A 24,522-nucleotide genomic window follows, 5' to 3' on the forward strand; every position below is an offset into this window, starting at 1 on the left:
ATTCCCTGTTGGGTCGTGGTAGCGCGGCGATTTATGATGACAACCCCGCTGGCGCAACTCAAGCGCCCGCCTCACTGTTACAGGAGCCGACCCCGCGTGCAAGCTTCATCCCGCCCGGTCATCAGCAACCAGCAGGGGCTGCACCCGCGTCTGGCACAGACCGTGCGCCGCCACCTCGAACAGCCCTGCCTGAGCCCGCTGGCCGCTCATAACAGGGCCGCGTGGGACACGCTGGCACAGCAGCTGGCAAGCGACCCGCGGCCGCTGGTGCTGGATTCCTTCTGCGGCACAGGCATGAGCACCGCGCAGCTGGCCACCGCGCACCCGCAGCACCTGGTCATCGGCATCGACCGCTCCGCGCACCGGCTGGCACTGCACCAGGGCGAGCACGGGCAGTATGTGTTGCTGCAGGCGGAGTGCGAGCCGCTGTGGCGGGAACTGGCAAGGGCCGGGTACCGCGTGGATTTTCACTACCTGTTATACCCCAACCCCTGGCCCAAGGCGCGCCACCTGCAGCGGCGTGTTCACGGCCACCCGGGTTTTGCCGACCTGCTGGCGCTGGGCGGCCGCGTGGAGCTGCGCTCCAACTGGCCGCTTTATGTGGAGGAATTCGGTGTGGCGATGCACCTTGCCGGGGTTCGGGGCTGTGTACAGACGGTGCCCGAGGCCCCGCCCCTGACGCGCTTTGAAGACAAGTACCGGGCCAGCGGCCACACGCTGTGGCGGTATCAGGGGCGTATACGCTAAAGTATGCGCCCGGAAACGAGGAACTGACATGCCCATCAGGAAAGCCGATCCAGTCTGGGACCGGATAGTGCGCGAAACGCAGCAGCATGCGGCGGAAGAACCGATACTCGCCAGCTATCTGCACGCCACCATTCTCAACCACAACAACCTGGAGTGTGCACTGAGCTTCCATCTGGCCACCCAGCTGGACAGTCCAACCGTGTCCTCCCTGTTGTTGCGCGAGGTGATTCTCGAAGCACTCAAGGACGATGCCAGCCTGCGCAAGGCCATTCGCGCCGACCTCCTTGCGGTCGAAGAACGTGACTCCGCCTGCCAGGAAATCTACATACCCTTCCTGTATTTCAAGGGCTTTCATGCCCTGCAAACACACCGCGTGGGTCACTGGCTGTGGCAGCGCGGACGCCACTCCCTGGCGCTGTTCTTCCAGAACCGGGTGGCGGTGGAGTTCGCCGTGGATATTCACCCGGCAGCCAAACTGGGCAGCGGCATCATGCTGGACCATGCCACCGGCCTGGTGATTGGCGAAACTGCCGTGGTCGGCAACGATGTTTCGATCCTGCAATCCGTCACTCTGGGGGGCACGGGCAAGGAACACGGTGACCGGCACCCGAAAATCGGCAACGGTGTGCTGATCAGTGCCGGGGCAAAAATTCTGGGCAATATCCGGGTGGGCGACGGCGCCAAAGTGGGTGCCGGCAGCGTGGTGCTGGACGAAGTGCCACCGCATACCACCGTGGCGGGCGTGCCGGCCAAGGTGGTGGGCAAGCCGGCATCACAGTCACCCGCGCTGGAAATGGACCACAGCTTCTGCTGCGACCCCGAGCAGGAACTCGCCTGCGACGACGCGGCCCAGGCGCAACGCCAGCGCTGACGCGGCCCTCAGTCGTTGTGGTGGTACTGGGGCGAGAACTCCTGCACCGCATCCACAAAGGCAGTAACGTGATCCGGGTTCACACCCGGCGTGATGCCGTGGCCCAGGTTGAACACATGGCCGGGGCCGTGGCCATAACCCGACAGTATGCTCGCTACCTCCTCACGGATACGCGCTGGCGAGGCATACAGCATGGAGGGGTCCATATTGCCCTGCAGGGCGACCCGGTCGCCCACCTGGGCGCGCGCTGCGCCAATGTCCGTGGTCCAGTCGATTCCCACCGCCTGCGCGCCGGCATCGGCGATGGCGGGCAGCCACTGGCCTCCACCCTTGGTGAAGATGATCACCGGCACTTTGCGCCCATCGGCCTCGGTAGGCAGGCGGCTGACGACGCGCTGCATGTACTTCAGTGAGAATTCCTTATAGCCGGCAGCACTCAGGGAACCACCCCAGGTGTCGAAGATCTGCAGCGCCTGGGCGCCGGCATGCACTTGCTCGGTCAGGTAATCGGCCACCGCATCGGCCAGCAGCGCCAGCAACTGGTGCATGAGTTCAGGCTGGTCATAAGCCATGGCCTTCACCCGGGCGAAATCCTTGGAGGAGCCGCCCTCCACCATGTAGGTCGCCAGCGTCCAGGGGCTGCCGGAAAAACCGATCAGCGGTACGCTGCCATTCAGCTCACGGCGAATGGTGCTCACCGCATTCATGACATAGCCCAGGTCATCCGCCGCCTTGATCGCCTTGAGCCCCGCGAGGTCCGCTTCGTTGCGCACCGTCTTGCGGAACTTGGGGCCTTCGCCTTCTTCGAAGTACAGGCCCAGGCCCAGCGCGTCGGGCACGGTGAGAATGTCGCTGAAAAGAATCGCCGCATCCATCGGATAGCGACGCAGCGGCTGCAGGGTGACTTCACAGGCCAGCTCGGCGTTCTTGCAGAGGTCAAGAAAGGAGCCCGCCTGTTCGCGGGTGGCGCGATACTCAGGGAGATAGCGCCCGGCCTGGCGCATCATCCACACCGGGGTGCGGTCGACGGGCTGGCGTTGCAGGGCGCGCAGGAAGCGGTCGTTCTTCAGTTCGGTCACAGGGTCTCCGTGTGCAGATTAGCGGCCAGGTTCAGACCTCGAGAAAATCCAGAATGCCCTCGGCGGCCTGACGTCCTTCCCAGATAGCGGTCACCACCAGATCGGAACCGCGCACCATGTCACCACCGGCAAATACCTTGGGGTTGGTGGTCTGGAAGCGGTACTCCTGTTCCTCCGGGGCGACAACGCCCTCCCATTCATTGACCTGTACACCCAGCTCGCGCAGCCAGGCGGGTGGGTCGGGCTGGAAACCAAAAGCAATGATGACCGCGTCCGCTTCCAGCACTTTCTCGCTGCCGGGCACAGGCTGAGGCCGACGGCGGCCACCGGCATCCGGCTCGCCGAGTTCGGTTTCCACCATCTTGACGCCGCAGGCACGGCCGAAATACTCGACAATCTCGATCGGCTGGCGGTTGAACAGGAACTCCACACCCTCTTCGCGGGCATTGGCCACTTCCTTGCGGGAGCCGGGCATGTTCACTTCGTCACGACGGTAGGCGCAAATCACGTGCTCGGCCTGCTGGCGCACGGCCGTACGCACACAATCCATAGCGGTGTCGCCGCCGCCGAGCACCACCACGCGTTTGCCCTTGAGGTTCACGTAGTCCGCCGGCTCCTGCGCATAACCCCGGTTGTGATTCACGTTACCGATAAGGTAGGGCAGCGCCTTGTGTACGCCGGGCAGGTTTTCGCCCGGGAAGCGCCCCTGCATCGCCTTATAGGTTCCCATCCCGAGGAATACCGCGTCGTATTCTTCCATCAGCTCGGCCACGCTGATATCGCGGCCCACCTCGGTGTTCAACCGGAACTCGATACCCATGCCCTCGAACACCTCGCGACGGCGCACCATCACGTCTTTCTCCAGCTTGAATTCCGGAATACCGAAGGTCAGCAGGCCACCGATTTCCGGGTAACGGTCAAACACCACGGGCGTAACGCCGGCACGGGTCAGCACGTCAGCACAGCCCAGGCCCGCAGGGCCCGCACCGATAATCGCGACTTTCTTGCCAGTAGGCACCACCTTGGACATGTCCGGGCGCCAACCCATGGCGAGCGCCGTGTCGGTGATGTATTTCTCGGAGGAGCCGATAGTCACCGCCCCATAGCCGTCGTTCAGGGTACAGGCACCCTCGCAGAGACGATCCTGCGGGCAGACGCGCCCACACACCTCCGGCAGCGTGTTGGTCTGGTGGCTGAGTTCCGCCGCCTCGAACAGGTTGCCCTCACTGACCAGCTTGAGCCAGTTGGGGATGAAGTTGTGTACCGGACACTTCCATTCGCAGTAGGGGTTGCCGCACTCCAGGCAACGGTGCGACTGTTCCGCCGCACGGTCAGCCGAGAAGGATTCATAGATCTCGACGTACTCTGTCTTGCGTGTCTCCACGCTTTTCTTGTTCGGGTCCGTGCGGCCCACGTCGATAAACTGGAAGTCATTCGACAAACGCTTGCTCATAACGCTTTCGCCTCCCGGCGCCTAGTCGGTGTTACGCAGACGTGACAGCAGCTGGTTAAAATCTGCCGCCTTTGGCTTGACCAGCCAGAACTTGCCCACGTAATCCTCAAAGTTATCCAGCAACTGGGCACCCCAGGCCGACCCGGTTTCCTGCGCGAACTCACGAATCGTGGTGCGCAGGTGGTTGCGGTAAGGCTCCATGTACTCGGAGTTGACCCGGTGAATATCCACCAGTTCGCTGTTGTACTTGTCGATAAATGAACGGTCCTGGTCCAGCACGTAGGCAAAACCACCGGTCATCCCGGCGCCGAAGTTCACGCCCGTGGGGCCGAGCACGGTCACCGTGCCGCCCGTCATGTACTCGCAACAATGGTCACCCGCTCCTTCCACCACCGCCTGCGCGCCGCTGTTGCGCACGGCAAAACGCTCGCCGGCGATGCCAGCGGCATACAGCCTGCCACCGGTGGCGCCGTAGAGGCAGGTGTTGCCGATAATCACCGTGTCCTGGGAGCGGAAATTGGCATCCCGTGCGGGGTAGACCACCAGCTTGCCGCCGGCCATGCCCTTGCCCACATAGTCGTTGCAGTCACCCTCCAGATACATGTGCAGGCCGCCCGCGTTCCACACGCCAAAACTCTGCCCGGCGGTGCCGGTAAGACGCAGCACAATCGGGGCATCTTCCATGCCGTTGTTGCCGTAGCGCTGAGCGATCTCACCTGAGAGCCGCGCGCCGATGGAGCGGTCGCAGTTGGTCAGGGCAAATTCATACTCGCCACCGCTGCGTGATTCGATCGCGGGCAAGGCCGCAGCCACCATGGCCTCGGCTTTCTCCGCGCGGTCGAAGGGGTGATTGGCAACCACCTGGCAGTACTCGGGCTGCCCCTCGGAGCCGGCATCCTTGTGCAGGATGGGGCCCAGGTCCAGGCGCGCCTGTTTCGGCGTATTGCCGGGCAGCCGTTCCAGCAGGTCGGTACGCCCGATCAGGGCCTCCAGGGATGGCACACCCAGGCGCGCCAGCCACTCGCGCGTTTCCATAGCGATGAACGTGAAGAAATGGGTGACCATTTCGATGGTGCCGTTGAAGTGGTCCTGGCGCAGCTTTTCGTTCTGCGTGGCAACACCGGTCGCACAGTTGTTCAGGTGACAAATGCGCAGGTATTTACACCCCAGCGCCACCATGGGGCCCGTGCCGAAACCGAAGCTCTCGGCGCCCAGTATCGCCGCCTTGACCACATCCAGCCCGGTTTTCAGGCCGCCGTCGGTCTGCAGACGAATGACACCGCGCAGCCCATTGCCGCGCAGGGTCTGCTGCACCTCGGCCAGGCCCAGCTCCCAGGGCGAACCGGCATAGCGGATGGAGGTGAGTGGGCTGGCAGCGGTGCCGCCATCGTAGCCACTGATGGTAATCAGGTCCGCATAGGCCTTGGCAACGCCCGCCGCGATGGTCCCCACGCCAGGCTCGGACACCAGCTTCACCGACACCAGCGCCTTGGGATTAACCTGCTTGAGGTCAAAAATCAGCTGCGCCAGGTCCTCGATCGAGTAGATATCGTGGTGCGGCGGGGGAGATATGAGCGTGACGCCCGGCACCGAATAGCGCAGACGTGCAATCAGCTCGTTCACTTTACCGCCGGGCAGCTGCCCGCCTTCACCGGGCTTGGCGCCCTGCGCCACCTTGATCTGCAGTACCTCGGCGTTCACCAGGTAATGCGGGGTAACGCCAAAACGGCCCGAGGCGATCTGCTTGATTTTCGAGCTGCGCTCGGTGCCGTAGCGGGCGGGATCCTCACCGCCTTCACCCGAGTTGGAGCGCGCACCCAGCCTGTTCATCGCCGCCGCCAGCGCCTCGTGCGCCTCGGGGCTGAGCGCCCCCAGTGACATGCCGGCGGAATCGAAGCGCGGCAGAATGGCCGCAATCGGCTCCACCGCATCGAGTTCCAGCGGTTTGGCCGCCAGCACCGGTTGCAGCAGGTCGCGAATCGTCGCTACCGGGCGTGAATTGACCAGCTCGGCGTAGCGTTGATAGATCGCATAATCCCCGGTAGCAACCGCCTGTTGCAGCGTAGTGACCACATCGGGGTTGAAGGCGTGGTATTCCTGCCCGTGCACATATTTCAGCAGACCGCCCTGCTGCAGCGGCTTGCGCGGGTTCCAGGCCACTTTTGCCAGACGCTGCTGGTCGCCTTCCAGTTCCGCAAAGCCGGCGCCTTCTATGCGCGAGGCCACGCCGCAGAAGGCGGTATCCACCACTTCGCGCGCGAGCCCTACGGCCTCGAACAACTGCGCGCCGCGGTAGGAGCTGACCGCGGAAATGCCCATTTTGGACATGATCTTGAGCAGGCCCTTGTTGATGCCCTTGCGGTAGTTCTTGTAGCAGGTGCTCGGTTCGCCCAGCAGTTCACCATCGCGGATCAGGTCCTCGAGCACGCTGTAGGCGAGATAGGGATAGATGGCCGTTGCGCCAAACCCGAGCAGGCACGCCACCTGATGGGAGTCGCGGGCACTCGCGGTTTCAATCACCAGGTTTGCATCACAGCGCAGGCCCTGGCCAATCAGGTGGTGGTGCACAGCGCCGGTCGCCATCAGGCTGTGAATCGGCAGGCGCTCACGCGCGATCAAGCGGTCGGAGATAATCAGAATGGTGGCACCCTTGCGCACCGCCTGTTCCGCGGTATCCACGAGCCGGGCCACCGCCTGCTGCAAATCCATCTCGGCGGGGTCGTAGGTGCCATCGATATCGCACACTTCAAAGCCGGGCCGATTCATTGTCAGCAGCGTGTTGAACTTGCCCTGCGACAGGACCGGCGAGCTCAGAATCACGCGGTCGGCGTGCTCCGGACCTTCGTGGAACACGTTCTTTTCCGCGCCGAGATCGGTCTCCAGCGACATCACGATGGCCTCGCGCAGCGGATCGATCGCGGGGTTCGTCACCTGGGCAAACTTCTGCCGGAAGAAGTCGTACAGGGGCCGTTCATGGCGCGAGAGCACGGCCATGGGCGTATCGTCGCCCATGGAGCCCACCGCTTCATTGCCTGACTCCGCCAGCGGGCGCAACACCTGGTCGCGCTCCTCAAACGTCACCTGGAACATCTTCTGGTACGGCATGAGCATGTCCGGCTCAATACCGGGCGCCTGCTCACCGCCAAAGGTTCCTTCTACATGGTAGGAGTTTTCCTTCAGCCAGCGCTTATAGGGATGACGGTTCTTCAAGCGGTTGTCGATATCGGCGGTGTGCAGCATCTCGCCGGTTTGGGTATCCACCATGAGAATCTGGCCGGGGCCGACGCGCCCCTTGGCGATCACGTCTTCGCTGCGGTAGCCGTGGGTGCCCACTTCCGATGCCAGGGTGATAAAGCCGTCCTTGGTCTTGACCCAGCGCGCCGGGCGCAGGCCATTCCGGTCCAGCAGGCAGACAGCGTAGCGTCCGTCGGTGAGCACGATGCCGGCAGGGCCGTCCCAGGGCTCCATGTGCATGGAGTGGTATTCGTAGAAGGCGCGCAGGTCCGGGTCCATGTCCTCCATGTTCTGCCACGCAGGGGGAATGAGCATGCGCAGGGCACGCGGCATATCCACACCGCCGGTCAGCAGCACGTCGAGCATGTTGTCGAGGCTGGAGGAGTCGGAGCCGGTGCGGTTCACCAGCGGCGCAATAGCACTGATGTCGGGCAAGCGGTCGGTCTGGAAGAGGGCGGTGCGCGCCTCGGCCCAATTGCGGTTGCCGTCGATGGTGTTGATCTCGCCGTTGTGAGCCAACAGGCGGAAAGGTTGCGCCAGCGGCCAGCGGGGCATGGTGTTGGTGGAGAAACGCTGGTGAAACACGCAGATCGCGGTTTCCAGACGCTCATCGTCCAAGTCGTGGTAGAAGCGCGGCAGGTCGACCGGCATCACCAGACCCTTGTAGGCGATCACACGCCCCGAGAGGCTGCAGATATAGAAGTCGGGGTCGCTCTGGTTGGCCATCTCGGCTTTGCGCCGCGCCACAAACAGGCGGGTTGAAAGCTCGTCCGCTGTGAGGCCAGGCGCGCTGAAGAAGATCTGTTCAATGCGCGGCAGGGTGGCGAGGGCGATTTCGCCACACACGCTGCTGTCCGTGGGTACCTCGCGCCAGCCGACAACCGTCAGCCCCTGATCGACAAGCGCCTGCTCCATGGCGGCGCGCGCGGCGGCAGCGCGGGCTTCATCCAGATTGAGGAATATTTGCCCGACACCAAAAGGGTCGTCCAGCTCTGCGCCAAAGGCTTCGCGCGCCAGGGTGCGCATGAAGGGCACCGGCATCTGCAACAGCAGGCCACAGCCGTCACCGGTCTTGCCGTCCGCGGCAATACCGCCGCGGTGCGTCATGCAGGTCAGCGACTCGATGGCGGTCTGCAACAGACGATGGCTGGCATCGCCCGCACTGTGGACGATCAGGCCGAAGCCACAGTTGTCGCGGAATTCTTCAGGGCTAAACAAGCCTGCACTCATACTGTGTCCAGAATAGGTAATGAAAACAAACGGTTACACCGACACGCCCCGTGCCTCGGCAGCACTCGGGCGAAAGGGGGAGGTCATTTTACACAGTTGGGCAGCGCGGAACAAACCGCCTCAACAGGCGCTCTCCGCGCTGGCTGCGGCGGCACCCAGCAAGCCCTCAAGCTCCTGCGTTGTAACGTCAGCCACAACGCAGGCCTCACCGATGGCACGCAGCAGCACCAGGCGCAACTGGCCGTCCACGACCTTCTTGTCGCGCCCCATAAGGTCGATGAACATGGCCGGGGACATACCCGCAGGCACATCCAGTGGCAGCTGCGCGGCGCGCAGCAAGGACTCCAGCCGCGCCACTTCTTCCGCAGCCACCCAGCCACGGCCCACCGACAGGCGCAGCGCCAGCAGCATGCCCACCGCCACCGCCTCCCCGTGCAGCCAACTGCCATAGCCCTGCGCGGTTTCAATGGCGTGGCCGAAAGTATGCCCGAGGTTCAGTATCGCGCGCACGCCACCCTCACGCTCATCGGCCGCGACCACACTGGCCTTCAGCGCGCAGCTGCGCTCTATGGCCTCCGCCAGTGCGCTGTCATCACGGGCGAGCAGCCGCGGCATCGCCTGCAGCAACCAGGCGTAGAACTCCGCGTCACAGATCAGGCCGTACTTTATCACCTCCGCGAGTCCTGCGGACAGTTCGCGCGCGGGCAGTGTATGCAGACTGTTGGTATCGATCAGGACGGCGCGCGGCTGGTGAAACGCGCCGATCATGTTCTTGCCCAGCGGGTGATTGACGGCCGTCTTGCCGCCCACGGAAGAATCCACCTGGGCGAGCAGTGTTGTCGGCACCTGAATGAACTCGACGCCACGCTGGTAGCAGGCTGCCGCGAAGCCCGTGATATCACCTACCACCCCACCGCCCAGGGCAATGAGGGTGGTACTGCGGCTGTGGCGATCCGCCAGCAGGCGCTCCAGAATGTGCTCAAAGGTTGCCAGTGTCTTGTGCTGTTCGCCGTCAGGCAGGATGATTTCCGTGATGCGGCGGCCCTCGCCCAAGGCTGCACGCAAGCGCTGCACATAAAGCGGCGCCACCGTGACATTGCTGACGATAGCCACCTCGCGCCCGCGCAAGTGCCCGAGCAGCAGCTGCGGGTCGGAAAACAGGTCGCGGCCGATGTAGACCGGATAGCTGCGCTCAGCCAGATCGACATGGACGGTATGCATGATGACAGACACGGGGGTACTCCAGGGCAAAGAACCGCTATTCTAGCCTTGCGATCCCCACCCTGTCTTTAGTGCTCGGGGGAGAGCGCCTCCATCAGACGCTGGGCGACAGTGCGCGGGCTGCAACCGTCAGTATCGATGACGTAGTCGGCAATTTCACGATACAGGGGGTCGCGTACCGCAAACAGCTCGCGCAGCACGGTGGCCGGGTTGCCGGTCTGCAACAGGGGACGCTTGCGGTCGTTGCGCGTGCGACGGGTCTGCTCTTCGACTGTGGCGTGCAGATAGATCACGAAACCGCGCTTGCCCAGGGCATCCCGGTTTTCCGGCCGAATGATAACGCCGCCACCGGTGGCCAGGACGATATCGTCCATCTGCGTCATCTCCTCCACCACCTGCTGCTCGCGGTCGCGGAAACCGGACTCACCCTCTACGTCGAAGATCCAGGGGATATCCGCGCCGGTGCGATGCTCGATTTCGGTATCGGTGTCCGCAAACGCCAGACCCAGCTGGCGTGCGAGGTACTTGCCGATGGTGCTCTTGCCGGCCCCCATGGGGCCGACCAGAAAGACGCGGTGCAAATCTGGCATGGGACGTGAAGCGCGCCCTAATCCAGCAGACTGTCGGCGAGAATACGCGGAGTAATAAAGATCAGCGTTTCCGTTTTGGTCTTGGAGTTGGACTCATTGCGGAACAGGCGACCCACGTAGGGAATATCGCCAAAGAACGGCACTTTGGTCACCGACTCGATGTCTTCGGTGCGGAACACGCCGCCCAGCACGACCGTTTCCCCGTTGCCTACCAGCACCTGTGTGGTCAGCTCGGTGGTGTCGATAGACGGAATGAAGCCGCCCTGACCACTCGGCACCAGGTCGCCCAGTGAATCCTGAGTAATGATCAGATCGAGCAGGATACGATCATCGGGCGTGATGTTCGGTGTCACGTCGAGCTGCAGCACCGCTTCCTTGAAGGAGGTGGTGTTCTGACCGCTGAGCGAGCCCTCCTGATAGGGAATTTCGGAACCGGACTTGATAATCGCCTTTTGCTTGTCGCCGGTAATCACCTTCGGCTGGGACACCACCTCGCCATTGCCTGCTGCTTCCAGAGCCGACAACTCGGCGGTCAGAAACAGATCTTCACTGGTGAACCCAATGGCGAAACCACCCGCCTTGGAGGCAACACCCAGGTCGACCATCAGGGCGCCGGGGAAATTGACGCTGCTGGCCGTGCCGTCAATGACCGACTGGTTGATCGCCGCCACGTTGGCGGTGTCGCCGGAGATGGACACGGCATTGCCGTTGACGTCCGAGTCGACAAAGCCGCCGCCCCATTCAATGCCCAACTCCTGCTCCAGGTCGGACTGGGCGATAACAATACGCGCCTCAATCATCACCTGGCGGATTGGAATGTCCACGAGGTCAATAAGGTCGCGGATTTCCGCCAGTTTGGAAGCGGTTTCCGTCACGATCAGAGAATTGGTGCGGGGCTCCACAATCACCGAGCCGCGTGGGGAGATCAGCGTACCGCCGTCTTCCGAACCCGCTTCAAACAGGCTCACCACACTTGCCGCACTCGCATAGCGAATGCGAATGAACTCGCTCTGCAGCGGCGCCAGTTCGGCAATCTGCTTGTTGGCTTCAATTTGCTGGCGCTCACGTTCGGCGATCTCGGCCGCCGGTGCCACCATCAATACGTTCCCCACCTGACGCTTGTCCAGGCCCTTGGTGCGCAGCACCAATTCCAGTGCCTGGTCCCAGGGTACGTTCTGCAGGCGCAGGGTAATGCGGCCAGAGACCGTGTCGCTCGCCACCAGGTTGAGTTCGGTAAAGTCGGCAATCAACTGCAGCACCGCACGCACTTCGATGTCCTGGAAGTTCAGTGAGATACGCTCTCCGACATACGTGAACTCGTCGCGGCGCTCTTCCAGTTCCTTCTTGGTGAGGGGCTTGACCGCAATCACGTACTGGTTATCGGTCTGGTAGGCGAGGTAATCGAACTCACCCGTCGTTTTCAGGGTCAGGGTAGCACCGCGCTCCGCACTGTTGACGTCCACGCTGGTCACCGGCGTGGCGAAATCCGTCACGTCAAAGCGGCGCATCAGGTGTTCCGGCACGCTGGTGTCGAGGAACTGAACGCGAATATCCCCGCGCTCACTGAACACGTTGACATCCACCGACGGGTTGCTGAGCTCAAGGGTCAAGCGCGCCTCGCCACCGCCAGCGCGCTGGAACTGCAGGTCGTTGATTGAGGAGCGCTCGCGCGCGACCTGTTCCACACGGGCGGTGAGTGCATTGGGATCGCTGGACGGCTTGACGTAATCGCCGCTGCTTTCCTGGCCCACCACCAGGAACAGGCTATTGCCTTCAATGCGGGTTTCGTAGGGCACCAGCTTGACCAGGTTCAACACGAGGCGCGTTCGATCACCCGACTCCAGCACGACCACGCCAGTGGCGTTGCCGTAGGGCAGGGAATAGCTTTTCTGCGGCAGGGCACTGCGTGTACCCGGGAAGTCGATGGCGATACGCGCCGGCTTCTCGATGGTGTAGGCCTCCATCGGAGGCGGCGTTTCATCGAAATCCAGCCGCACCTCGATCTTGCTGCCGGGGCGCGAAGCGAACTCGATATCTGTCACTGTCGGCGCTGCCAGCACGGCCTGACCGAAGAGGCTGAAAACCAGTAATGCTGCCAGCCGTTGCAGTGCAAAACCCCGTCTGCAAGATCCCTCTTTCACGGCACTATTCCCCAAATTTGCTGTATTTTTCAACATGGCTGTCACCAATGGCCCCTGCGTCAGATGCCGCTTAGATCGATTGTCCGCGGACGCTCCACCCACCCGTCTGCGGTACCGTCACTGACGATCTCTACCACCGCTACGAAGGTATCCGTCATCTCGACGATCCGGCCGTGGTTGCGACCCAGGTAATTCCCGAGGCGCACGCGGTGTACCCCTCCATCCGGGTCCCGGATGAGGGACCACTGTGTTCCTCCGCGCTCCAGCGACCCCACCATCGTCAGCGAGTCGAAGGTGTACTGCTCGAGGAACTCGCGAGCCCGCTTTTCATCGGGTTTGATCGCGCTGATTGCCTGCATTTGCGTGATGTCGCGCACCTCTACAGGACGGTCAAAGGGGCTGCGCAGCGCGGTGGCACTGTAGGCAAACGCCTCGTAGGCCTGAAAAGTCGGAATCGGCGCAATGATGCCGCCCGGCCGCGCACGCTTCTCCGCCATAAAGGCATCGAGGTCACTGAAACTATCCGATCCGCAGGCTGTCAGCAGCAGGGCTGCAGATACCGCAACTGCGGTCAGGCGCCACTCCATGCTCATGCTAGCCCTCTCCATCCTTGTAGCGATAGGTCTTGGCAGTAATGCTCATGTTGAGCGCGTTGCCGTTACCCGACGGCGCCGAGATTGAAAAATCGTGCAGCGTAACAATACGCGGCAGACCCGCCATGCCGCTGATGAAGGCCCCCAGGTCGTGGTAGGAACCTGTAGCCGTGATGGCAATCGGCAGCTCGACATAGAACTCGCGCGCCTGTTCCGCCTGCAGTGCAATACTGTTGATTTCCAGGCCGTTCATGAGGCCCTTGTTGGTGATGTCCTCCAGCAGCCCGGGCACTTCGGTGTCGCTCGGCAGCTGGCTGACCAATGCACCAAAGGACTCTTCCATTTCCACCATCTGCGCCTTGTAGGCCTCGAGGTTGGCCGCCTGGAAGGCCTTTTTCTCATAGTCCTGGCGCAGACGTTCTTCCTCGGCCTGCACGCCGCCCAGGGTCAACTGCAAATCCTTGATGTGGTAGTAGTAACCGCCCGCGACCACCACTATCAGCAGCAGCACACAGAGCACCGCCTTGACCGCCGTGGGCCAGGAGCCGACATTATCGAAATCGATGTCGTTGACATCAAACTCGCGGAGACTGCGCAGGGTATCTTCGAATGCCATGCCTTAACCTCCCGCGCCGCCATCGGATTCGGGCAATTGCACCTTCACCTTGAGATTGAATGTCGCGGCCTGATCGCCGTACTGGGTTGCTGCGCGCACCGAATCGAGGTTGGGCTGCTGCAGCCAGTCGGACGAATCGAGGCGCCGCATCAGGCTGGACACCCGGTTGTTGGATTCCGCCACCCCGATCAAAACGATCTCGTTGTTGCTGCTCTGCAGGCTGGTGTAGAAGACGCCGTCAGGCAGTGTGCGCACCAGCTGGTCCATCACGCGCACAATGATTGGCCGATTGCCCTGCAACTCCTGGATGACACGCATCCGGTCGATCAACTGGTTGCGACGACGCTCCAGCTCACGGATCTCGTCAACCTGGCGGTCGAGCACACGGATATTTTCCGTCAGGTACTCATTGCGGGCTTTCTGGTGGTCAATCTGGCTGTTGACGATGCGGTCACCGAGAATCACCACGCCCACGCCCAGCAGGCCGATCATGCCCAGCAGGGCGAGAAACTCTTTCTTTCGCTCCGCCCTGCGTTCCTCACGCCAGGGAAGGAGATTGATTTGCGCCATCAGTCAAAGCTCCGCAAGGCGAGGCCACAGGCGATCATCATCGCGGGGGCATCGCTGCTCAGGGCAACCGCGTTGACCCGGGAAGAAATCGTCATTTCGGCAAACGGATTGGCAACAGCCGTCGGCGTACCCAGCTTTTTCTGCACCAGGTCGACCAGGCCGTCCATGGAGGACACGCCACCTGCGAGGATGATGTAGTCAACGTCGTTGAACTGGCTGGAAGAGAAGAAGAACTGCAGCGAACGTGCCACCTGCTGCACCACAGCTTCCTTGAACGGCGTCAACACTTCCGGCTCGTAGTCATCGGGCAGGCCGCCCTGCTTCTTGGCCAGGCCGGCTTCTTCCAGCGGCAGACCATAGCGACGCATGATCTCGTCGGTCAGCTGCTTGCCACCGAACAGCTGCTCGCGGGTATAAATGGTTTGGCCGTTGTTCAGCACGCTGAGCGTTGTCATGGTGGCGCCGATATCCACAATCGCCACCATGCTTTCCAGTTCCAGGTTGAGCTGGCGACGGATCAGGCCGTAGGCTCGCTCCATGGCGTAGGCCTCAACGTCCATAATGCGCGCCGTGAGATCGGCGCCTTCGATGGCGTCCACCCGCGAGTCGATCGTTTCACGCCGACAGGCCGCGAGCAGCACCTCAACGTGATTGGCGCGTTCCGGCGAGGCACCCTGGATTTCGAAGTCGATGGCCACCTCATCCAGCGGGTACGGAATGTACTGATCCGCCTCCAGCGTGAGCTGGGTTTCCATGTCGTCCTCATTGAGACCAGACGGCATGTCGATGATCTTGGTGATCACCGAGGAACCGGCCACCGCTGCCGCCACCGCCTTGAGCTTGGTGCGAGACTGTGCGACGACGGCTCGAACGGCGTTGGTCACGCCCTCGATATCGTTCACGTTTTTCTCGATGACCGCGTCCACCGGAAGCGAACTGACCGAGTAGCTTTCTACTCGATAGCGCCCCCCGGACTGGCTAAGCTCCAGCAGCTTGACCGTTGTGGAGCTGATATCCAGCCCCAACACCGACACCGACTTTTTCTTCCCTAGAATGCCAAGCAATTCGTTTTCCTATGCGTATCACTGACTTAGCTTGTTTTTATACACTACTACATTAATTTGTAGATATAGCATAATCAATACTGCAATCAAAAGCGAAAATACGCTTATAATTACCAAATGTTGCCAAGCCCCCTCCCAACTACAGTAATACAAGTCACTGCTTTGTAAAGGAATAAATGGGTTTCCTCCGCTTTTTATTGCGCTCTTCCGTGCTTGGCCTGTTGGGCTTGAGCTGGCTGCTTGCGGGTGTGTATCTCTACCTTGACCCCGGCCTGCCCGATGTGGAGACCCTGCGCGACGTCCGCCTGCAAACCCCGATGCAGGTCTATACACGCGATGGCGACCTGATTGGACAGTTCGGCGAGCAGAAGCGGAATCCACTGCGTTTTGAGGACATTCCGCCGCAATTTGTGCAGGCGCTGCTGGCCGCGGAAGACGACCGCTTCTTCACTCACCGGGGCGTTGACCTCGCCGGGCTGATGCGTGCGGTGTCGGAGCTGGCACTGACCGGAGAGAAAGGCTCGGGCGGCAGCACCCTGACCATGCAGGTGGCGCGCAACTACTTTCTCAGCCTGGAGCGCACCTTTACCCGCAAGTTCAACGAAATTCTGCTGGCCATCAAAATCGAACGCGCGCTGGAAAAGGAGGAAATTTTCGAGCTGTACTTCAACCGGGTATTCCTCGGCCACCGCGCCTACGGTTTCGAGGCCGCGTCGCAGGTGTATTACGGCACCGGCATCGGCGAACTGACCCTGGCGCAACACGCCATGCTGGCCGGCATTCCCAAGGCACCTTCGCGCAACAATCCGATCAGCGGCCCCCAGGCCAGCAAGGAGCGCCGCGACTGGATTCTGGGACGCATGCTGTCACTGGGCTATATCGAGCAGGCGCACTGGGCGGCCGCCGTGCAGGAGCCTGCCAGCGCCCAACACCACGGCGCGCAGCTGAGCTTTGCCGCGCACTACGCCGCCGAAATGGCGCGCCAGGAAATGCTGGAGCGCTACGGCATGTCGGCCTACACCGACGGCTATCACGTCTACACCACCATCCACAGCGAACTGCAGCAGCTGGCCCAGCAAACCGTGGTCAACGGACTCATGACCTACGACCGACGTCACGGCTACCGCGGACCGGAACGTCAGCTGCCGCCTCCGGCAGACGCAGGACAGGCAGACGGCCGGGCCACGGCCACCTGGCTAGCCGCGCTGGCAGACACACCGGTGGTAGCGGGCCTGACGCCGGCAATTGTCACCCGCTTGCGCGAGGACCGGGTTGACCTGCTGTTCAGTGATGGCTCCTCGGGCGAGCTGCTCTGGGATGACGGCCTGCGCCAGGCCAACCCCTACCTCACCGAGAACTCCATGGGGCGCGCGCCGGCCAGTATCGCCGATGTCGTCAGCGCCGGGGATCTTATTCGCGTACAGCGCAAAGACGACGAACGCTGGCATCTGAGCCAGGTGCCAGCCGCTCAGGCAGCACTGGTGTCACTGAACCCCGACAACGGCGCCATCGTCAGCATCGTTGGCGGCCTCGGCTTCGAGAGCAGCAAATTCAACCGCGCCACCCAGGCGCGACGCCAGCCCGGTTCCAGCTTTAAACCCTTTGTTTACTCCGCTGCACTGGAGGCGGGATTCACCGCCGCCAGCATCATCAACGATGCGCCGGTGGTGCTGGAAGACACCGCGCTGGAAGACATCTGGCGGCCCGAGAACGATGGCGGCCGCTTCTACGGCCCCACGCGGTTGCGCTGGGCGTTGACCCAGTCGCGCAACCTGGTCTCCATACGACTGCTGCAACAAATCGGGGTGCCGGAACTGATTCGCCACGTGGCGCGCTTTGGTTTCGATACCAGCGAGTTCGCACCGGATCTGTCTCTGGCACTGGGCACCCATGTCATGTCGCCACTGCAACTCGCGACGGCCTACGCGGTGCTCGCCAATGGCGGCTACGCAGTACAGCCCTTCCTGATCGAGCGCATTGAGGATACAGACGGCAACGAGGTGTTCGCCGCTGCGCCGCCCACCGTGTGCCGCGATTGCCCACCAGCGCGCAACCTGGAGAGCGCCGCACCGGAGCGGGAACTGCGCATGGAGGAAATCCTCGCCGGCGCAACGGAAGCGGACAGCACCGCACCCCCCCGCGCCGAGCGGGTGATGGACGAACGCAGCAATTTCATCCTCACCAGCATTCTGCAAGACGTTGTTAAACGCGGTACCGGGCGACGCGCCCTCACACTGGGACGCGATGACCTCGCCGGGAAGACCGGCACCACCAACGGGCCGATGGATGCCTGGTTCTCGGGTTACAACCGCGACGTGGTCACCACGGCCTGGGTGGGCTTTGACAACTACACGCCACTGGGGCGGCGCGAGTTTGGTGGCACGGCGGCACTGCCCATCTGGATCGACTACATGCGCGGAGCCCTGCGCGACAGTCCGGATGTTCAGCCACCCCTGCCGCCGGGCGTCGTGCATGTGCGCATTGACCCGGATACCGGCCTGCTGGCACGCCCGGGGCAACAGGACGCTATTTTTGAGTATTTCAGGGAAGACCGTGTGCCCGCACCGAGCGGGGGCACAGGCGATGCCGGCCTGCGCGGCACCACGGAAGATCTGGTCAGGGACATTTTCTAGCCGGGGCGCCGGACACGCCGCAGCCGCGGAGAGGGCGCCTGGTCTACACGGCGCCTGGTGCGTAATTCTCGGGGTAGGGCACGCGGGCCACGCCGCTGTCGACCGCCGCACGGGCAACCGCCGGGGCGATATGTTGCAGCAAGCGAGGGTCGACCGGCTTGGGAATGATATAGCGGGGGCCAAAGCTCAATTCCGTTTCTCCGCAGGCCTTCAGCACCGAGGCGGGCACTGGCTCGCGCGCCAGCTCACTGAGCGCCTTGACGGCGGCAATCTTCATCGCCTCATTGATGGCACTCGCGCGCACATCCAGCGCCCCGCGGAAGATAAAGGGAAAGCCGAGCACGTTGTTCACCTGGTTGGGGTAGTCAGAGCGCCCGGTCGCCATGATCAGGTCATCGCGCACGCTGTGTGCGAGCTCCGGGCGGATCTCCGGATCCGGGTTGGAGCAGGCAAACACAATGGGACGATCCGCCATGGACAACAGCATATCCGCGCTTAGCAGATCCGCGCCCGACAGGCCTACAAACACATCGGCGCCGCGCACGGCATCACTCAGGCTGCGCTTGTCGGTGTTGTTAACGAACTCCTGCTTGTAGCTGTTAACGCCTTCGCGACCGGCGTAGATCACGCCGCGGCGATCGAGCATATAGATGTTTTCCTGCTTCGCGCCCATGCTCAGAAGCAGGCGCATGCAGGCGATGGCCGCCGCGCCCGCGCCCAGACAGGTGATCACGGCGTCTTCCAGCCGCTTGCCCTGAATCTCGAGCGCGTTGATCATGCCGGCGGCGGTCACAATGGCAGTGCCGTGTTGGTCATCGTGGAAAATGGGGATGGCGCAGCGCCGCGCCAGTTCCGCTTCGATTTCGAAGCATTCCGGCGCCTTGATGTCTTCGAGATTGATACCGCCAAAGGTGTCGGCAATATTGGCAACGGTTTCAATAAAGCTGTCACTGTCCTCGGTATTCACCTCGATATCCACCGAGTTGATGCCGGCAAACCGTTTGAACAACAGCGCCTTGCCCTCCATCACCGGCTTGCTCGCCAAAGCACCCAGGTTACCCAGGCCGAGCACCGCGGTACCGTTGCTGATCACGGCAACCAGATTGCCCTTGCCCGTGTACAGGTAGGCAGCATCGGCATCGGCGGCGATTTCACGACAGGGCTCGGCCACACCGGGGCTATAGGCCAGCGCCAGCTCGGCCTGGGTTTCCGCAGGCTTGGTCAGCTCCATGCTGATTTTTCCGGGAATCGGCTCCGCGTGGTAGTCGAGGGCCGCCTGTCTGAAGTCTTTGCTCATAGTTGGAAATCCGCTGATCACTGCGCTTGCGGGAGGGACGCAAGAGAATATAGAAAAGCGCTGGCAGCCACAAGCGCACGCATTCTAGTCGTTTCTATCGGGCACAAAAAAGCCGGGAACCTCGCGGTGCCCGGCCCTGGTCGCAGGCTGCCAAAGCAGCCCGCAGACGCCACTCAGCGCGAAGCGCCGCGAGCGCCAAAACGCTTCTTGAAGCGGTCGACCCGGCCGCCGCTATCGAGTACTTTCTGCTTGCCGGTGAAGAAGGGGTGACACTGCGAGCACACGTCGATGTGAAAATCTTCACAACGGGTGGAGCGCGTGGCAACCACATTGCCGCAGCTGCAAGTGGCGGTAACCGCCTCGTACTTCGGATGAATTTCTGCTTTCATGGTGTTGCTCCTGTTGATTGGCACCGCCACCCGAGCCTGTCGGGCACCGCACCGGACTTGTGGAGGTAACGCGAAAAAATAGGCGCGCATAGTACCAGACACAGCGGCCGGCGCAAGCCCCGCAGTTGCGCTATTATGCGCGGCCAATCCACACCCGCACTACGCTGAGAGGCGCGATGTCCATTCTTCGCCTGGCCATTTCCTGTCCACTGCGCTCGTTGTTCGATTACCTGCCCCCCGCGGAACTGACGGCAGAGGCCCTGAACGGTTTGCAACCGGGTGTGCGGGTCAAAGTGGACTTCGGTCGCCGCCAGCTCCAGGGCTGGCTGATCGAGGTCGCTGCCGAATCGGCAGTGCCCGCAACGTCGCTGCGCGCAGCTCAGGCTGTCGTCGACACCACCCCCCTGCTCTCGCCGGGTGTCTTGCAACTTTGCCGCTGGGCTGCGGATTACTATCAGCACCCCCTGGGGGAGGTGCTGGAAGCCGCATTCCCGCCCGGCCTGCGCCAGGCGCAGAGCCACCAGCCACCGGGGCAGCCAGGCTGGCGCCTCAGCCAGCGCGGCAAAGGCCTGCCCGAGGGCGCACTGCAGCGTTCACCGCGGCAGGCCGAGGCGCTTGCCCTGCTGCAAAACGCCGATGAACTCGCCACCAGCACGCTGCGTGCCAATGGCATCAGCGCCGGCATCCTGCGCCAGCTGGAACAGAAGGGGCTCGCCGAGCGCTGCCTGCTGGCTCCCGGGCATGCCCTCATTACTCCCCAGCCCGGTCTTCCGCTGAACGGCGAACAGGCACAGGCCCTGCAGGGCATACTGGCGCACTACGGTCAGTTCCACTGCAGCCTGCTGGAGGGCATAACCGGCAGCGGTAAAACTGAAGTGTACCTGCAGCTGATCGACCACTGCCTTGCCAAGGGCCAACAGGCGCTGGTGCTGATACCCGAAATCGGCCTCACACCGCAAACCCTGGCGCGCTTCACCGAGCGGTTTGGCAGCGGCATTGCCGTGCTGCACTCGGGCCTCAACGACACTGAGCGCTACGCCGCCTGGGAGGCGGCGCGCACGGGTGCCGCATCGATTGTGGTGGGCACACGGTCGGCCATTTTCAGCAGCCTGTTGCGGCCGGGCCTGATCATTGTCGACGAAGAACACGACGGCTCCTTCAAGCAGCAGGACGGGTTCCGCTACTCGGCGCGTGACCTCGCCGTCAAACGGGGGCAGCTGGAAGGCGCAACGGTTGTGCTGGGCAGTGCCACACCGGCGCTGGAAACCCTGCATAACGCCCTGCAGGGCCGTTACGGGCACCACCGCCTGACGCGCCGCGCGGGTGCCGGTGAGCTGCCCGCGCTACGCGCCATTGATGTCCGCCGCGAGGCGCTTCAGGGTGGGCTCTCCGGGGCCCTGCGCGACGCCATTGAAAGCACTCTGCAAGCGGGGCAGCAGGTACTGCTGTTCCTCAACCGGCGCGGTTATGCCCCGGCGTTGCAATGTCACGACTGCGGCTGGATTGCCCAGTGCACGGCCTGCGACACCCGCATGACCGTGCACCGCCGCCAGCGCCGGCTGCGCTGTCACCACTGCTCGGCCCACGTGCGCCTGCCACAGGCCTGCCCGGCCTGCCACAGTACGCGCCTGCTCACCAATGGTCTGGGCACCGAACAGACCGAAGACGTATTGCGCAGCACCTTCGGGGCCTGGCCGATTCACCGCGTCGACAGCGACTCCATGCAGGGCAAGGGTGCCATGCAGGCGCTGGTGGCAGAGGTGCAGCAGGGTGCCCCGTGTATTCTCCTCGGCACCCAGATGCTGACCAAGGGGCACCACTTTCCCGGCGTCAACCTGGTGGCGGTTATCGACGCCGATGCACTGCTGTTCAGTGCCGACTTCCGCGGCGAGGAGCGCATGGCCCAGCTGCTGACACAGGTGGCAGGGCGCTCCGGCCGCGCTGGTGATGCCGGCGAGGTGCTGGTGCAAACCCACTATCCAGACCACCCGTTAATGCTGGCGATGCTCACCGAGAGCTATGCAGAACAGGCGCGGCGCCTGCTGCAGGTGCGCCAGGAACACGGCATGCCACCCCACGGACGCCTCATTTTACTGCGCACCGACAGCCCGGCGACGGAAACGGGCGAACAGTTTCTCGGCGCCGTGCGCCAGCAAGCAGAACCCGGGCTGCTGCCGGGTTGCCGACTGATCGGCCCACTGCCATCCCCCTTGCAGCGACGGGCCAACAAATTCCGCAATCAACTGCTGGCCATGGCGCCGGATGTGCGCCGGGCGCAGCAGCTGGCCAGGCTGCTGGTGCATTGCGCCGAGCAGCACCCCGCCCGCCAGGGGCTCAGCTGGTCCATCGATGTCGACCCGCTGGACCTGGGTTGATCGCCGCCTCGCGCTGGCCATAGGCGGGCATTTGCGGCGATAATGGCGCGCTGCCGTTCAGGCACGCCAGCACCCACCCAACCCAGAAAATGCAGGTAGAGCCCCCCAGGAAATGAAGGAACAATTGTCACAGCTGATCCAGCAGGCGCTGGATGCATTGGTCGCCGAAGGCCGGCTCCCAGAAGCAACGCGGCCGACCATCGTCATCGAGCGCACCCGGGACGCCAGCCACGGCGACCTGGCGAGCAACGTGGCACTCACACTGGCCAAGGGTGCGGGCTACAAGCCACGCGATCTCGCGGACATGATCTGCCAGGCGCTGCCGGCGTCATCGCTGATCACCCGTACCGAGGTGGCCGGGCCGGGCTTCATCAACTTCTTCCTGTCCGGAGAGCGCAGCCGCGCGGTGGTGCAGCGCGTGCTGGCCGAGGGCGAGCGCTTTGGCCACAGCGATAGCGGTGCGGGCCGCCGCGTGCAGGTCGAGTTCGTGTCCGCCAACCCCACCGGGCCACTGCATGTCGGCCATGGCCGTGGCGCTGCCGTGGGCGACAGTATCTGTCGCCTGCTGGCCGCTACCGGCTGGTCGGTGGCGAGCGAGTTCTACTATAACGATGCCGGTGCACAGATCAGTAATCTGGCGCTGTCCGTACAGGCGCGCTGCCGTGGCCTGGGGCCGGACGATGCCCAGTGGCCGGAGGACGGCTACCGCGGCGACTATATCGCCGATGTGGCCGCCGCCTACCTGGCGGGCGAGCAGATCGACGCCAGGGATCGCCATGTCGACGGCAAGGGCGACCCGAATGATCTCGATGCCATCCGCGACTTCGCCGTGGCCTACCTGCGCCGCGAGCAGGACCTTGACCTGAAGGCCTTTGCCGTGAATTTTGATCGCTACTTCCTGGAGTCGTCTCTGTACGAGTCAGGCGAGGTTGAAGCCACCGTGGCGCGGCTGATCGCCAACGGCCATACCTATGAAGAGGATGGGGCCCTGTGGCTGCGCACCACGGCTTTCGGCGACGACAAGGACCGGGTGATGCGCAAGCGGGAGGGCGGTTACACCTACTTCCTGCCAGACGTGGCTTACCATCTCAACAAGTGGCAACGCGGTTTTGAGCGCGTGATCAACGAACAGGGCGCCGACCACCACAGTACGGTAACGCGGGTGCGAGCCGGCCTGCAGGCACTGCAGGCAGACATCCCGCAAGGCTGGCCGGACTACGTGCTGCACCAGATGGTGACCGTGATGCGCGATGGCAGCGAAGTGAAGCTGTCCAAGCGTGCGGGCAGTTATGTCACCCTGCGCGACCTGATTGACGAGGTGGGTTGTGACGCCACACGCTATTTCCTGGTGGCCCGGGCCCCGAGTTCCCAGCTCACCTTCGACATCGACCTGGCGCTGTCACAAAGCAACGACAACCCCGTCTACTACATTCAGTACGCCCATGCGCGCGCCTGTTCCGTGCGCGCCAAACTGGCGGAACACGGCTGGGACTGGCAGGCCGAGCGCGGCCTGGCCGCACTGGCGCGGCTGCAGGAAGAGCAGGAGAAGGCACTGCTCAAGCGCCTCGACCAGTATCCGGAGGTGGTGGAAGCCGCGGCCACCGCCAGCGAGCCGCACACGGTGGCAAACTACCTGCGCGAACTGGCCGCCGAATTCCACAGCTTTTACAACGCGCATAAACTGCTGGTCGATGATACTGAGCTGCGCGATGCCCGTATTGCCTTGAGTGAAGCGGTGCGCCAGGTGGTGGCCAACGGCCTCGGCCTGCTGGGCGTGAACGCGCCGGAGGCCATGTAAGTGGCGCGCGATGCCGGTGGTCGGGGCACGCGCAGCGGCGCACGCCGCAAACCGCAGGCGGCGCGACGCAAGGATAACAGTGGCGCAGCAAGCCCCTGGCGCTGGTTCGGCGCCGGTGTTGGCACCGGGGTTTTTCTCAGCCTGCTGCTCTATCTCGGCACGCTGCCGCCGGGCACACAGCCGGCACGCGAACCCCAGGAAGCCGCTGTCGCGGAAGCGCCACCGAAACCCCGCTTCGATTTCTACACCATGCTGCCGGAGCAGACGATCGACGTGGAGGTAGAACCCGCCGAAGGGGCACAGCAACCCGATGTCGCTCCGCCCCCCGCCGAGAACTACGTGCTGCAGGCGGGCTCTTTCCGGCAGCGCGATGACGCCGACCGGCGCCGGGCCGAGCTGCTGTTGTTGGGGCTGGAACCCAACGTGGAAGAGTCCACCGGTGACAACGGGCGCTGGTTCCGGGTCTATCTCGGGCCGTATACCACCCATGCGCAGATGAGCCGTGCCCGCGGATTGACCGCCGCGCAGAACATCGACACCCTGTTGCTGAAGCGGGGCCGGCCCTGACATCTGCGCCGCCCGCGTGCGGCGCGCGCTTGAATTCCCGCCACGGCTCCCCAT

Annotated in this window: 18 protein-coding genes; 6 read left to right on the forward strand and 12 right to left on the reverse strand. The window is 63.2% G+C overall.

Going from position 1 to position 24,522, the window contains the following annotated elements; translation table 11 throughout:
- The first annotated feature begins 96 nt into the window (after positions 1-96).
- Positions 97-747 (forward strand): tRNA (guanine(46)-N(7))-methyltransferase TrmB, encoded by a 651-nt coding sequence (gene trmB, locus EGJ68_RS00765; protein WP_233248627.1) that lies wholly within the window; start codon positions 97-99, stop codon positions 745-747.
- Between the two features lie 28 nt (positions 748-775).
- Complete coding sequence (gene cysE, locus EGJ68_RS00770) at positions 776-1,618, forward strand: serine O-acetyltransferase (RefSeq protein ID WP_123032673.1); 843 nt, start codon at positions 776-778, stop codon at positions 1,616-1,618.
- Between the two features lie 8 nt (positions 1,619-1,626).
- Here cysE and hemE read toward each other — a convergent pair whose 3' ends face one another.
- From hemE to EGJ68_RS00820, 10 genes are all read right to left on the reverse strand, one after another.
- A complete protein-coding gene (gene hemE / locus EGJ68_RS00775; protein ID WP_123032674.1) occupies positions 1,627-2,697 on the reverse strand; it encodes a uroporphyrinogen decarboxylase in 1,071 nt (356 codons plus the stop codon).
- Between the two features lie 31 nt (positions 2,698-2,728).
- A complete protein-coding gene (locus tag EGJ68_RS00780; protein ID WP_123032675.1) occupies positions 2,729-4,150 on the reverse strand; it encodes an FAD-dependent oxidoreductase in 1,422 nt (473 codons plus the stop codon).
- 21 nt (positions 4,151-4,171) lie between these two features.
- On the reverse strand, positions 4,172-8,614 hold the full coding sequence (gene gltB / locus EGJ68_RS00785) for a glutamate synthase large subunit (protein ID WP_123032676.1): 4,443 nt from the start codon (positions 8,612-8,614) through the stop codon (positions 4,172-4,174).
- A 120-nt stretch (positions 8,615-8,734) separates the two neighbouring features.
- Complete coding sequence (gene aroB, locus EGJ68_RS00790; RefSeq protein ID WP_123033962.1) at positions 8,735-9,835, reverse strand: 3-dehydroquinate synthase; 1,101 nt, start codon at positions 9,833-9,835, stop codon at positions 8,735-8,737.
- A gap of 68 nt (positions 9,836-9,903) precedes the next feature.
- Positions 9,904-10,425: a shikimate kinase AroK gene (aroK, locus tag EGJ68_RS00795; RefSeq protein ID WP_084639025.1), complete on the reverse strand. Its 522-nt coding sequence runs from the start codon at positions 10,423-10,425 to the stop codon at positions 9,904-9,906.
- 17 nt (positions 10,426-10,442) lie between these two features.
- Positions 10,443-12,602 (reverse strand): type IV pilus secretin PilQ, encoded by a 2,160-nt coding sequence (pilQ, locus tag EGJ68_RS00800; protein WP_123032677.1) that lies wholly within the window; start codon positions 12,600-12,602, stop codon positions 10,443-10,445.
- A 23-nt stretch (positions 12,603-12,625) separates the two neighbouring features.
- Positions 12,626-13,153 (reverse strand): pilus assembly protein PilP, encoded by a 528-nt coding sequence (locus tag EGJ68_RS00805; RefSeq protein ID WP_408609901.1) that lies wholly within the window; start codon positions 13,151-13,153, stop codon positions 12,626-12,628.
- A gap of 7 nt (positions 13,154-13,160) precedes the next feature.
- Complete coding sequence (locus EGJ68_RS00810; RefSeq protein ID WP_123032679.1) at positions 13,161-13,775, reverse strand: type IV pilus inner membrane component PilO; 615 nt, start codon at positions 13,773-13,775, stop codon at positions 13,161-13,163.
- A gap of 3 nt (positions 13,776-13,778) precedes the next feature.
- On the reverse strand, positions 13,779-14,345 hold the full coding sequence (locus EGJ68_RS00815; protein WP_123032680.1) for a PilN domain-containing protein: 567 nt from the start codon (positions 14,343-14,345) through the stop codon (positions 13,779-13,781).
- Positions 14,345-15,409 carry a pilus assembly protein PilM gene (locus EGJ68_RS00820; RefSeq protein WP_027950635.1) on the reverse strand — a complete coding sequence of 355 codons (1,065 nt, stop codon included), beginning with the start codon at positions 15,407-15,409 and terminating at the stop codon, positions 14,345-14,347. Before EGJ68_RS00820 ends, EGJ68_RS00815 begins: the two co-directional genes overlap by 1 nt.
- Positions 15,410-15,585: 176 nt before the next feature.
- On the opposite strand from EGJ68_RS00820, the gene EGJ68_RS00825 reads away from it, so the two are divergent.
- Positions 15,586-18,042 (forward strand): penicillin-binding protein 1A, encoded by a 2,457-nt coding sequence (locus tag EGJ68_RS00825; protein WP_123032681.1) that lies wholly within the window; start codon positions 15,586-15,588, stop codon positions 18,040-18,042.
- A 43-nt stretch (positions 18,043-18,085) separates the two neighbouring features.
- Here EGJ68_RS00825 and EGJ68_RS00830 read toward each other — a convergent pair whose 3' ends face one another.
- Both EGJ68_RS00830 and rpmE read right to left on the reverse strand, forming a co-directional pair.
- On the reverse strand, positions 18,086-19,339 hold the full coding sequence (locus tag EGJ68_RS00830; protein WP_123032682.1) for a malic enzyme-like NAD(P)-binding protein: 1,254 nt from the start codon (positions 19,337-19,339) through the stop codon (positions 18,086-18,088).
- 173 nt (positions 19,340-19,512) lie between these two features.
- Positions 19,513-19,728, reverse strand: a complete 216-nt coding sequence (gene rpmE / locus EGJ68_RS00835; RefSeq protein WP_027950632.1) for a 50S ribosomal protein L31 — start codon at positions 19,726-19,728, stop codon at positions 19,513-19,515.
- A 176-nt stretch (positions 19,729-19,904) separates the two neighbouring features.
- On the opposite strand from rpmE, the gene EGJ68_RS00840 reads away from it, so the two are divergent.
- From EGJ68_RS00840 to EGJ68_RS00850, 3 genes are all read left to right on the forward strand, one after another.
- The gene (locus EGJ68_RS00840) at positions 19,905-22,103 is read left to right on the forward strand and encodes a primosomal protein N' (protein ID WP_123032683.1); all 2,199 of its coding nucleotides are present in this window, start codon (positions 19,905-19,907) and stop codon (positions 22,101-22,103) included.
- 112 nt (positions 22,104-22,215) lie between these two features.
- A complete protein-coding gene (gene argS, locus EGJ68_RS00845; RefSeq protein WP_123032684.1) occupies positions 22,216-23,901 on the forward strand; it encodes an arginine--tRNA ligase in 1,686 nt (561 codons plus the stop codon).
- Positions 23,902-24,468 carry an SPOR domain-containing protein gene (locus EGJ68_RS00850; protein ID WP_123032685.1) on the forward strand — a complete coding sequence of 189 codons (567 nt, stop codon included), beginning with the start codon at positions 23,902-23,904 and terminating at the stop codon, positions 24,466-24,468.
- The last annotated feature ends 54 nt before the right edge of the window (positions 24,469-24,522 follow it).

Origin of the sequence: Haliea alexandrii (assembly GCF_003719295.1) — a bacterium.
Classification (GTDB): domain Bacteria; phylum Pseudomonadota; class Gammaproteobacteria; order Pseudomonadales; family Halieaceae; genus Haliea; species Haliea alexandrii.